The sequence below is a fragment of the Haladaptatus pallidirubidus genome (assembly GCF_020700235.1).
GTDB lineage: Archaea > Halobacteriota > Halobacteria > Halobacteriales > Haladaptataceae > Haladaptatus > Haladaptatus pallidirubidus.
Genome location: NZ_CP085305.1, coordinates 418,272 through 430,301, shown reverse-complemented (window position 1 = coordinate 430,301; position 12,030 = coordinate 418,272). Strand labels below are relative to the sequence as shown.

Below are 12,030 nucleotides of genomic sequence, written 5' to 3'. Positions count from 1 at the left end.
CTTTACAGACATAGTGTTGTAATCTGCTGTTCGATAATACAGAACGTCGAAAAGTACGCGAAGCGGGGTCATTAAAACAAGTTGTCAAAATAGGCCACTTTATCGTTCTGACTTCGGAAGGTCACCATGGACAGATCCCAATCGAACGCAAATTCAAACTGTGTTCGATAATACGGAACATATTCCGTAAAAGCTGGATGTTTCAGTCATAGGCCGGTTATCTCGATTCGTTCATTAATAGCGGCGGACTCGTACGCTGCTTCCTTGACGATCGTCGTACGCAAAGCATCACGCGCCGTTGCTGGAGGTGCTACGTTCTCTTGTATCGATTCGATGAATGCTTCCGGCTTCGTTTTTCGCTCACCACCGTTCATATATGGTGACAATTCGGATCCGTCCTCGTTGACCTTCTTCATCGTCCGGTTGTCCCATTCTCGCCCCTCGAGGTAGACCGCACCTCGGTCGTCCCAAATGTGAATATGCTCACGCGTTCGAGGGACGATACCCGAGTCGGAAACGTTTGCAATTGCGCCATTTTCGAACTCGATTATTATCGAGGACTGCTTGTCGAGCCGTTCAATGTCGTCATGCCACTCCATTTCGGCGGTTACGTACTTCGGCGTCAGTCCGGTCACCCAGAGGATCGCATCGATGACGTGGGTACCCGTTGTGTAGAGATGTCCACCGCCGCTCAATGCAGTATCCATACGCCAATTGGTGCCCTTGTCGAAGTGGTGACGCCAGTCTTGGGTAATCTCGGCGGTGATGAATTTCGGTGTCAGGTCCCCGAGTGCCCATCGTTTTCGGGCTTCGATAAATCCGGGATTCAGATGACGTTGGTACCCCACCATCAACACGGTGTCGTTCAATTCATCACGTTCGACGAGAGCTTCCGCATCGGCGGTGTTGATGGTCAACGGTTTCTCACACAAGACGTGAAGTTCCCGATCGAGGGCGGCAACGGTCTGTTCGTAATGGAGGCCGTTGGGCGTGACGATGAGTATTGCGTCCAGTGGTTCGTCATCCAACATGCGTTCGTAATCATTGTATAGCGACGTCTCGGGGACGCCCAGCTTCGTTGCTGTTCTCGATAATGCAGCCGAATCGATGTCAGTGATCGCCGTAATCTCGGCCGATGTGAGTTGGTTGAACTGCTTACCTAATACGATTCCAAGGTTTCCAGTACCGACAATTCCAATTCGATTCATCGTTATGTCACTCGTACTCTCGGTCATATGCTGTATTCATCGAGATCAATTATAGGGTGATAAAGCTATGCAAACATTAGTATCCAATCACGTGCCGAATCATATGAACCATAGCGCCGACAAGTAGGATTTTAGGGGGCGGGAGGAAGAGTATCAATTTTCTCCCAAGTTTGAAGGTCCATAGCTCTGTAACACAAGGTTGGAAAATTCACGCCTTAGCCACCTTATATGAACGTTGAGAGGATAGTCGTCCCGAGGATAAACCGAATATGAGGAGCGACGGTTTATAATGCTCGCCTTTACATACTACTGTATGAAACAAACACCAAACCCAAGCGTCACTTCCCGTGCTCGAACGGACAACACACATTGGCTCACGCTGGTGGCGTACGTCGTTGTTGGCTTTCTCGCGACGATTTATACGGTTTACACGCTTTTATCCGAAAGTATGAGTCCGTACAGCTTCCTTACGGGTCTCATACTGACAGGGACAGCCTTGTTGAGCATATTTGCCTATCTCGCTCTATTTAAAGATACGATTTATCTCTCTCATACCGAATCTCGATGGAAACCCAGTTGGGTCCGATACTTTCTGTCAGGATTCAGCGTCCCGCTCCTTTGTTATTTGCTTCTCACGAATGCGATCTCGCTCGGAACACCGACACCGTTGATCATCGTCTATTCACTGATTTTTTCTACGACGGTAACTTGCGCCATATACCTATTCCTCCGTCGTCAGCACGTTGAACGCCTGTAACTAGGTATTTATTGACACGTCTATTGTGTATGCGTATCTGTGAGAATTACACGACCCTATCTCATTTCCATCTTATCATATACAATATTAACAAAAACTCATATATAGGGTGGAATCATCCATTCATGATAGACCATGTCAAACACAGGTTGTAGTAGACGCAAGTATATGAGCCTCGCCGCTGCGATGGGAGCAGGCAGCATTGCTGGATGTTCTGGTGGCGGCGATGGTGGTGATGGCGGTTCAAATAAGGTAACTGTCTGGTCTGATGCATTCGACTCACAGACACCGAAGCTCAAGAAATTGATGCGCGAATCGGTGGATGGAAAGGTCGAATTTTCGGACATGCGCTACGACAGTATCAAAAAGAAGTACCTTACCGGTGCGAAAACCGGGACACCGGATGTCGTTGAAGCGACGCCGAACCACCGGGGCGATTACGTTTCGGCGGATCTAATCGAACCACTGACCGACCGGCTGGACAAATTGGATTACAAGGACGGTTACACCGGTTTGGATACAATGAAATACCAAGACGACATTTGGGCACTTCCGTACATTGGAAACGGCCGCGGGTTCGTTTATCGGCAGGACATTCTCCAAAAGTACGGCTTTGACGTTCCCGATAAGTGGTCCGATTTCGTTGAGATGGGCGCTGAAATCACGAAAAAGGAGAAGGGGATGCATGGCTTCACGCTCACTAGTCAGAAGGGGAATACACGCGGACTCCAGGAATTTCTGTCATTCCTCTTCCAACGGGTCGATACGGTCTTCGAACCGGACGGTGACGGTTGGAAACTGGTCCCGACCGCCGAGGATTTCGGTATCGTATTCAAAGAGTACTTCTGGGACCCCTTCTACAAGACGGATAAACCGGCTACGGATCCGAACGCGAGAGGGATCGATTCCCTCGCTCACGACATCGCATACGTGAATGGGAACTATGCCGCCATCTCCACTGGCCCATGGATTCCAGGACTCGCGAGCGGTTCGGACGATACTAATCAACAAGCGATGAAGAATTATCGAAACAGCGTCGCTACACACAACCCTCGGGTCGAAGGTGGTGAGAAAGGGACCTACATGGAAGTCAAACCGTTGTTCATGAACAACAATTCGAAGAACAAGGAGGACGCATGGGAAGTAATCAAAGCAGCTACGAGTCCTGAGGGGATCAAGACGTTCCTCGAGGAGGATCCCGGTAATCTTCCGGCTCACGAAGACGCCGAGTGGAAGGTCCCCGAGCAGACGAATAATCCCGATTGGAAGGGATTCAAGGAGATCTTCAAAACAGGGAAATCTTACGGATTCTGGAGCGTCAGTAAGGTCTCGACGACTTGGTTCGACCTTTCACAGAAGGTGATGTACGATGAGATCGATCCGATGAAGGCGGGCAAGCAACTCCACGAGGAGTGGTCAAGCAAGGCCGGAGAAATCTAAATCCGTCCGTTTTTCGCTCGTTCCGACTCGAACTCACCGGTGTAGTACCGGTAATACCGTTTTAAGTGACCGTTCCGGGAATAATAAGCCTCCTCTTCCCAGCCAGCTAATACTCATTCGGGAGAGAAGAATATGAGCACACCCGTTTGATAGGATACTATGCATCTGCGAACCCACGGACTAACCTGGAGATGAATGATGAATACGCCGCGATCTGCTGCTCCCAGTCCTTCCCGAATCTATCCCCGCATCAGTTGGCCGTATTATATAGGTGTTTACTGTCATCACGAAGAAAGTTGACAAAAGGGCGCCGTGGGTTGTACCGTTATGTTCCGTGCATTCCACCGCTCGCAAGCCCCTCAACTATGTAATTTTGAACGAGGGCGAAAAATATGATCGACGGGATCGCGGTGAGGGTTGCCGCGGTAACCGTCGCTCCCCAGTTGATCGTGTTCGCGCTCTGGAACAGGAAGAGACCGAATGGGAGCGTACGTGTTCCCCCACTCTGCGAGAGGACAGACACGAAGAGGAAATCATTCCACGACGTGACGAAGGTGTAGAACGATGCGACGGCGATACCCGGTAGCGCAAGCGGGATTATCACGTGATAAAGGGTAGTAAAGTGGGAACATCCGTCTATGCGCGCAGCTTCGTCGAGCGCTTTCGGAATCTCGTCGAAGAACCCCTTCAGTAACCACATAGCCAGTGGTAACGCCCGAACGCAGTGTGCAAGGATGATCCCGAGATAGGTGTCGACCAGGCTGAACGAGTACATCATCAGGAAGAACGGGATGATGATCAGGGCAGGTGGTAACATTTTCGTCGACATGAAGGCGACGAGCAGCGTTTTTCGCCCTGGATACGTGAATCGACTCAGTGAATATGCTCCCAGAACCCCCAACACGAGTGTTATCGCTGTCGTGCTGAAAGAGATGATTATCGAGTTGACGAACAGCGCCTGGAACTGTGGATCGGTGAGCACCAACTCGTAATTGCTCAACGTGAAGTTCTTCGCCGAGGGGATGATTATGAGATTATCCGCCTGAATAATTGATCCTGATTTGATCGTCGATAGCGCCAGCCATACTACCGGGACGAGAAACCAAATGAAGTACAGCGCTAACGCAGCGTACACGCCAAGCGCGTATTTGAGGCTGTGTTCTTCGCCGACCCATGCATTCAAACGGGTGGCGATACCCGTCTTTCCGTCTGCCGTGTGTTCGTTGGAAGTTGCCATAGTCGTTCTATTTTCCGTTGATTGTGATTCGATAGTCGTTCGAAATCGTCATTCCGTGTCCTCCAGTACGATGTAGACGACCGTGAAGATCGCCAACAGTGTGAGCATCACGGCACCGACCGCTGACGCATAGCCCAGCGCGTACTCACGAAACGCCTGTTGGTACACGTAGGTTCCGAGCACTTCGGTCGCGTTTACCGGACCGCCGCCGGTCGCAATATAGATCATCTGGAACGAATTGAACGCGGCGATTGTCTCGATGACGATCATAATCATCGAGATGTACGAGATATTTGGGAGAGTGATGTATCGAAACATCTGAAGACGACCGGCACCGTCTATTTTCGCCGCTTCGTAGTACTCTTCGGGAATGGATTGCATACTGGCCATGAGCGCAATGGCGACGAACGGGGCGTCCTTCCAGACCCGTAACATGGTCACGAGCGGCAGCGCCCACGATTTATCGCCGAACCATGATTTGTTCGGTCCACCGACCATCTTCATTAGCAAGTTGACGAGGCCGTAGTCGACCTGAAACATCCAGGTCCAAATGATGACGATCACTACGGGTGGAATTACCCAGGGTACCATCGACAAACTTCGGAGTTTTCCGATTCCGGGAAGGTTCTCCTTGAGCAAGAGCGCGAGCCCCAGTCCAAGGAGATACATCGACACCACAGCGCCGACCGTCAACAGTATTGTTTGTTTCAATGCGAGCGTGAACACTGGATCTGCAAACAATTCCTGATAATTCACCAATCCGATCCATTCGACGTCCTCGGGGTTCAGAAATGATCGGGAGTGAAAGCTGATCCACAGGGCTTGTATCGTCGGATAGACGATAATCACCAGCATCATCACCGTTGCGGGTAATACGAGCCCATATCCGACCCAGGTTTCACGTGTAAACCACTCCGCTTCGTCGAAAAACCGGCGTACGCGATGAAATCTATACTCTTCTCCCGTAGGTGTGGACATCAATTGTGACAATTACCGACGGATATATAAAAATCTATGCCAAAGATATCCACGAAAATATATAAAATAATATGGGGATGAGTAGTTCGAATTCCGGATTGGTACCGTCGATGAACTTCTTCGAGAGGAATAAGGAATCTCTAGGGTGTTCAATCATCTACGTATCAATATTGCTCCAAAAGACATATATTAACAATTCGCAAATATCCCAGTCAGCAATGGCGGATCTAGAGCTACGAAACTTCACAAAGGTTTACCAAGCAGGTTCCACGGATCCGATCATCGGCGTCGATGACCTGAATATCACTCTCGAAGAAGGCAACTTCCTCGTTCTGGTTGGCCCGTCCGGATGCGGAAAATCGACTACCCTCCGGAGTATCGCCGGACTCGAATCGGTGTCAGAGGGTGAAATTCGAATCAACGGTAACGTGGTGAACGACGCGAAACCAAAGGATCGCGACATCGCGATGGTGTTCCAGAATTACGCGCTGTACCCTCATATGTCCGCTCGTGAGAACATGAGCTTCGGGCTCAAAATGACCACAAACCTGTCAGATGAAGAAGTCTCGGACCGCGTCGAGCGTGTTGCGGACATGATGGGTATCGGGGATCTTTTGGGCGATAAACCGAAAGAACTCTCGGGTGGACAACAACAACGTGTGGCCCTTGGTCGTGCGATCGTCCGCGAACCGCAGGTGTTTCTGCTGGACGAACCGCTCTCGAATCTCGATGCCAAGCTTCGAGCACACATGCGCACCGAGATTCAAGAGCTGCAAAACGACCTGAACATCACCACCGTGTACGTCACTCACGACCAAACCGAGGCGATGACCATGGGGGACAAAATCGCAATTCTCGACGGTGGGAAACTGCAGCAAGTCGGAACGCCACTCGAATGTTATTACGCCCCGAAAAATCGATTCGTTGCAGGATTTATCGGCGAACCGGCGATGAACTTCTTCGAAATGGAAGTGGATAACAGTGACCTCCTGAGCGACGGGATCAGATATTCTCTCTCCGAGTCCCGTTTTGACTCGGTGCGTGGCGAGGGTCGCGTCACACTCGGGATCCGACCAGAGGATATCGAACTCGTCGACGGGTCAGGTGACCATACGGCCCGTGCGAAGGTCAACGTCATCGAACCGCTCGGAGATATCAACTACATGCACGCCGAAGCCGGGGGTACCGAGTTGACGGTGAAAATACCCGGCGAGCGGTATGTAACGGAGGGAAGCGAAGTCACGCTGGCATTCCCCGAGGACAAGATCCATCTGTTCAGCGGCGAAACTGGCGACGCGCTCTGCAACCGAAGTTTACCGACGGACGAATCGTTCTCCGCCCAACTTTCGCTACACGATTGATCGGTTGTGATGAGTCGCGATTTCACGTCCGAATACGAATCGGAAAGCGTGTTTAACTGTCCGTCTTTAGTTCTGTCGCGGGAATCACGTCGTCGACCTTGAGAACGAGGTTTGCGGCTTCCGTGGCACTAATGATCGCGTTCCGTTTTACCGCCGCCGCATCGACTATTTCTGACGCGTATGCGTTGGTGGGTTTCCCGGAACAGATATTTATCCCTGCATCTGTCTTCCCGTCATCGTGTGCGGACCGTAGCTCCGTTAGGACTTCTAACGGGTCCACCCCCGAGTTTTCCGCGAGGATACACGGGATTCGTTCCAATGCATCCGCGAAGGTTTCCATCGCCAACTGCTCACGACCGCTTTGCTTTACCGCACTTTTTCGAACGCTTTCCGCGAGTTCCATCTCTATCGCACCGGCACCCGGAACGACTTCGCCGTCAGAGAGCAACTGACCTCCGAAGTTGATCGCATCGGTAATGCTGCGCTCGAGTTCGTCCGCAACCATCTTCGTCGACCCTCGGAGAACGAGCGTCACAGCAGATGCATCATTCCGTTTGAGGTAGAACGTATTTTGCGATTCTGTATAACTAATATCCGCCTGTCCTGTTCTGTTCTGTATCTCCGCGTTTAGGTCGGAAACAATCGGGCTATCGAACAGTCGTGCCAAAAATTCGATATCCGGTTTGGGAGTGAATCTGGTTATCGGAATTCCTTCCTTCGCTAGTAGCTGTGCGATTTCGTCATCAACGCTCTTCTGACAGAATACGGCATCGACCTTAGCCTCGGCGATCCGGTCTACGATGCGACGACAGACACTCGAATCGCGATCAACGAATCGTTGATATCGATCCGGGTTGCTAACATCAGCGACGAGATCACGGTTTGAGTCGTCCACCTCGATTGGTGTGTCTACGAGCAATATGGAAGCATCGTCGAATTCTAAGGGTACATCCTCAACGATAGGTGTTTTCTCTATTAGGGCGCCAGAACGCACCTCAGATTCGCCGATTCGTCGACCGGGACGACTGGTGACTGCGATTCGCTTTGCATAGTCACCCTCCTCGAAGTCGTCTATTTGCCGAAAGGCATCGACGATTAGCCCCGCCAATGCTTCCCCCTCTGTACCTGATATGGTTCCGGCGAGGTTGCTCGTTATCGCTTGTTCAAACAACGGATCGTCCTTGTCTTCGACACTCGTGGACAACAATTCTAACTTGTCGCACGCTAGCGAACTCGCGGTGCGGAATCCGGCGACGATCGACGACGGATGAATTCCCTTGGAAAGGAGATCGCGCACGCCTCGTATTAATTCTCCTGCGATCACTATCGCTGTCGTCGTCCCATCACCTACCTCTGACCTCTGTGCGAAGCCCACGTGTGCAGTCATCGTCCCGAAGGGGTCATTGAACGTCATCTTCTCCAAAACGGTCGCGCCGTCGTTTGTGATCGTCACATCTCCGTTTTCGTCGATGACCATCTTGTCCCTTCCGTCTGGACCAAGCGTCGATCGAACCATCCCTGCGACTGCTTGGGCCGCCATAGCGTTATGATATTGCACCTCTCGCTCTTCTCCGCCGTTGAAGGAGTCCCACCATCTCCTCGCATCCGTGGGGGCTTGAGCCATATGATACCTATTTGCGCAGACATGCATAAATACGTTCTGTGAATCGATATTATGGGGAACGAATTGTTGCTCCGATATTGTGATTCTTGATAAATTTCCGCATCCACAAAATATAAATCCTCTCGAAAGATTATGTGATTTACTCATGGAGAGCGAGATAGGCAATAAGACCGATAGTGGTGCAACCGTTACGAAAGGGAAAGACCTAGTCGAGGATATAAAGATCGGATATATCGGTGGGGGGAGTCGAGGATGGGCGTACACTCTGATTAACGACCTCGCACAATGTAAGACAATAACGGGCGAAGTGGTATTGTACGATCGTGTTTTTGAAAGCGCCAAACGAAACGAACGGTTCGGTAACTGGGTTCAAGATCGGGAAGATGCTGTCGGTGACTGGGAGTACACGGCGGTCGAAGACCGAGCAACGGCACTCGAAGGTGCTGACTTCGTCGTCCTCTCAACGCAAGACCCACCCCCAGAAACGATGGCCCACGAGCTCGATATTCCTGCCAAGTACGGCATCTATCAGTCGGTCGGTGACACAGTTGGACCTGGCGGAACGGTGCGAGCGATGCGAACGATTCCGGTGTATCGGGACATTGCTGGGGCAATTCGAGAACACTGTCCGGAGGCGTGGGTAATTAATTATACGAATCCGATGACCATCTGTGTCCGGACTCTGTACGAGGAGTACCCGGACATCAACGCGGTTGGTTGCTGTCACGAGGTGTTTCACACCCAAGAACATCTGGCGAAACTCGTCGGAAAGTACCGTGATACGGACCAGCCGTCCAGAAAGGAGATCAACGTCAACGTCAAAGGAATCAACCATTTCACGTGGATCGACGAGATGAGTTGGCGCGGTGAGAATCTCCATCCCCTGCTTGAAACGCATCTCAAAGAGGAGATTCGAGATCGCTCATTCGAACCAGGAAGCCTGGATGAGGACTCCTATTTCGTGGATAACGAACTCGTCACTTACGAGCTCTACGAACGGTTCGGTATCTTTCCGGCCGCAGGGGATCGTCATTTGGCGGAGTTCGTCCCGTGGTTTCTCACCGCAGATGACGCAAAGGACGTACAGCAGTGGGGGATCCGTCTCACTCCCAGCGAGTATCGTGTTAATCGACAAGAAGACGCTCTTACGAAGTTCCACGGCCCCATGAATGGAGAGGAGGAGTTCGAATTCTTCGAATCCGGGGAGGAGCTAGTTGACATCATCCATGCACTGTTGGGATTCGAAGATTTGAAGACGAACTTAAACATGCCGAATTGTGGTCAAGTATCGAATCTACCAGAGAATGCTGTTGTCGAAACGAACGCGCTGTTTACCGACGACTGTGTAATGCCGCTGACTTCGGGAGAACTCCCTGCACAGGTACATAACATCGTCAGTACACACGTAGTAAACCAAGAAACGCTGATCAAAGCGGGATTTTCGGGCGACGTAGACCTCGCGTTCCAAGCGTTCCTCAACGATCCACTCGTCACTATCTCGATGACGGATGCACGTGCGATGTTCAATGAATTGATGACCGCGGTTCGCCCCTATCTGGAAGATCACTGGAATCTCGATAACGCGTCGGTGGTTCATTGAGACCCTTTCGGACGAATTACAAACTGAAACCGGTTTATTAGCAAACCGTTGCATTGATCCCGGTTCTCTAAATAATAACGAAAACAGATACGTTCGAATTCTATATTTGAGTTTTTTCTTCTCTGAAGTACTTGCTTCCCAAAAAACAATCCTTCGAGAAATTTCTTGGCGATACCACCCGCACAAATTATTAAATATGATGTCTACGAGTATGAGAACGGAAATAACCAATGAAGAGGGTATTTGTAACTGGTAGTTTAGGCCGGTTAGGTCGCTGGACGGTCGATATGCTGGCTGATGAGGGTCATACGGTTATTGGCGTCGACAAAACACACCCGGGATCCGGAACGAAAGTACGGGACAACGTGGAACTCAAATCCTGTGATCTCTCAACTCACGGTGCAATCGCGGAATTGATTCAAGAAGTCGATCCGGATGTCATTGTGCATCTCGCAGCGATTCCGAACCCGGAAGTGCACCCGGGGACGCAGGTATTCGAGAATAATGTGATGAGCACGTACAACGTTCTCACCGCAGCAGGGAGGGGGAATATCCCTGTGACGTGGGCATCGAGTGAAAGTGCATATGGATTTCCGTTCGCGGCAAACCCGGTACAACCTGACTATCTCCCCATCGACGAAGCTCACCCCCTGCGGCCGGAAGATCCGTACGGTTCGTCGAAACTGGTCGGCGAGAACATCGCGGATGTCGTTGCACGACGGTATGACATCCCAATCGCCAGTCTTCGGATTTCGAACGTACAATATCCGGGCAAGTACTCGGTTCTCGACGGCCGCGATTCGTTGCAAAACGGCGTCGGTAACTTTTGGTCATACGTAGACGGGCGCGACGTAGTAAATGCAGTCGCACGGACGCTGGACGCTGATTTGTCGGGGCACGAACCGTTCGTGATCGCGGCTGACGACAATTACCTCGGTAGACCGACGATGGACGCATTCAAGGAGTTATTCGATGGCCTCCCGGACGAAGTCTCGATAAGCGGCGAGGATTCCGCATTGAGCTCCGAAAAAGCGAAAACTGTCCTCGGATGGGAACCAAATCGCACTTGGCGAACGGCGGCCGACGAGAATCAACCCGTTCCGTCACTCACGAAATAAACGTGATAGCAAGGAAATAATATGAGAGAATATATTATCAGTTCGGTAGACGACGGCGTCCAACTTGTTGGCGAGGTCGAGGGAACGTCCTGGGCCAGAGCCAACCGAATCGAAGTCGATCAGTTCAATTGGCATCGGGACGGCCCAAAACCGTCTCTGACCGCACGAATCTTGTACGACGACGAGACACTGTATTTACACTTCCACGTCGAAGATCATCGCATCTCTTCACAGGTAACCGAACTGAACGGGCCGACCTACCTTGACAGTTCGGTTGAGCTGTTCGCCGATCCGAATCCGAACGAGGATTCACGGTATTTCAACTTCGAGGCGAATTGTTGTGGCTACTTCAAACTGGCCTGGCAGGAGGAGGACTGGCAGGAACGCGATATCGGTCGTGACCTCGTCTCGATGCGTGTAGCAGAACAAATACGTGTCGAAACGTCCGTCGAAGGATCGACTCGCGAACCACGGGACGACGACACAGGGTGGTGGTTAGCCGCCGCCATTCCGTTCTCCGTGCTCCGATCGTTGACGGGCGTCGACGTCGGCCCAACCCCCGGTACTGTCTGGCGAGGAAACATGTATCGGAGTGGTGTTTCCTCCGATGAACAAAAAGCGACGTGGAATCCCATGCCGACAGAGGAACCGGCGTACCATTCACCGGAGTATTTCGGTCGATTCCGATTCGATTGACGGATGCATTT

9 protein-coding genes are annotated in these 12,030 nt (G+C 51.3%); 5 read left to right on the top strand and 4 right to left on the bottom strand.

All coding sequences use genetic code 11. The features are described from left to right. Nucleotides 1-206: 206 nt before the first annotated feature. A complete protein-coding gene (locus LIX15_RS28875) occupies nucleotides 207-1,208 on the bottom strand; it encodes a Gfo/Idh/MocA family protein (RefSeq protein ID WP_227778248.1) in 1,002 nt (333 codons plus the stop codon). A 925-nt stretch (nucleotides 1,209-2,133) separates the two neighbouring features. On the opposite strand from LIX15_RS28875, the gene LIX15_RS28870 reads away from it, so the two are divergent. Beyond that, nucleotides 2,134-3,405, top strand: a complete 1,272-nt coding sequence (locus LIX15_RS28870; protein ID WP_227778247.1) for an ABC transporter substrate-binding protein — start codon at nucleotides 2,134-2,136, stop codon at nucleotides 3,403-3,405. 325 nt (nucleotides 3,406-3,730) lie between these two features. Here LIX15_RS28870 and LIX15_RS28865 read toward each other — a convergent pair whose 3' ends face one another. Together LIX15_RS28865 and LIX15_RS28860 are read right to left on the bottom strand one after the other, a co-directional pair. Continuing rightward, complete coding sequence (locus LIX15_RS28865) at nucleotides 3,731-4,642, bottom strand: carbohydrate ABC transporter permease (protein ID WP_227778246.1); 912 nt, start codon at nucleotides 4,640-4,642, stop codon at nucleotides 3,731-3,733. Between the two features lie 48 nt (nucleotides 4,643-4,690). Further along, nucleotides 4,691-5,620, bottom strand: a complete 930-nt coding sequence (locus tag LIX15_RS28860) for a carbohydrate ABC transporter permease (protein WP_227778245.1) — start codon at nucleotides 5,618-5,620, stop codon at nucleotides 4,691-4,693. Nucleotides 5,621-5,838: 218 nt separating this feature from the next. On the opposite strand from LIX15_RS28860, the gene LIX15_RS28855 reads away from it, so the two are divergent. After that, on the top strand, nucleotides 5,839-6,981 hold the full coding sequence (locus LIX15_RS28855) for an ABC transporter ATP-binding protein (protein ID WP_227778244.1): 1,143 nt from the start codon (nucleotides 5,839-5,841) through the stop codon (nucleotides 6,979-6,981). A 52-nt stretch (nucleotides 6,982-7,033) separates the two neighbouring features. Here LIX15_RS28855 and thsB read toward each other — a convergent pair whose 3' ends face one another. After that, nucleotides 7,034-8,605, bottom strand: a complete 1,572-nt coding sequence (gene thsB / locus LIX15_RS28850; protein WP_227778243.1) for a thermosome subunit beta — start codon at nucleotides 8,603-8,605, stop codon at nucleotides 7,034-7,036. A gap of 145 nt (nucleotides 8,606-8,750) precedes the next feature. Here thsB and LIX15_RS28845 point away from each other — a divergent pair, with 145 nt between their 5' ends. The 3 genes from LIX15_RS28845 to LIX15_RS28835 all read left to right on the top strand — a co-directional run bounded on the left by LIX15_RS28845 (nucleotide 8,751) and on the right by LIX15_RS28835 (nucleotide 12,019). Next, on the top strand, nucleotides 8,751-10,205 hold the full coding sequence (locus LIX15_RS28845; RefSeq protein ID WP_227778242.1) for a family 4 glycosyl hydrolase: 1,455 nt from the start codon (nucleotides 8,751-8,753) through the stop codon (nucleotides 10,203-10,205). Nucleotides 10,206-10,435: 230 nt separating this feature from the next. Beyond that, nucleotides 10,436-11,323 (top strand): NAD-dependent epimerase/dehydratase family protein, encoded by an 888-nt coding sequence (locus tag LIX15_RS28840; RefSeq protein WP_227778241.1) that lies wholly within the window; start codon nucleotides 10,436-10,438, stop codon nucleotides 11,321-11,323. A gap of 21 nt (nucleotides 11,324-11,344) precedes the next feature. After that, complete coding sequence (locus LIX15_RS28835) at nucleotides 11,345-12,019, top strand: carbohydrate-binding family 9-like protein (protein ID WP_227778240.1); 675 nt, start codon at nucleotides 11,345-11,347, stop codon at nucleotides 12,017-12,019. The last annotated feature ends 11 nt before the right edge of the window (nucleotides 12,020-12,030 follow it).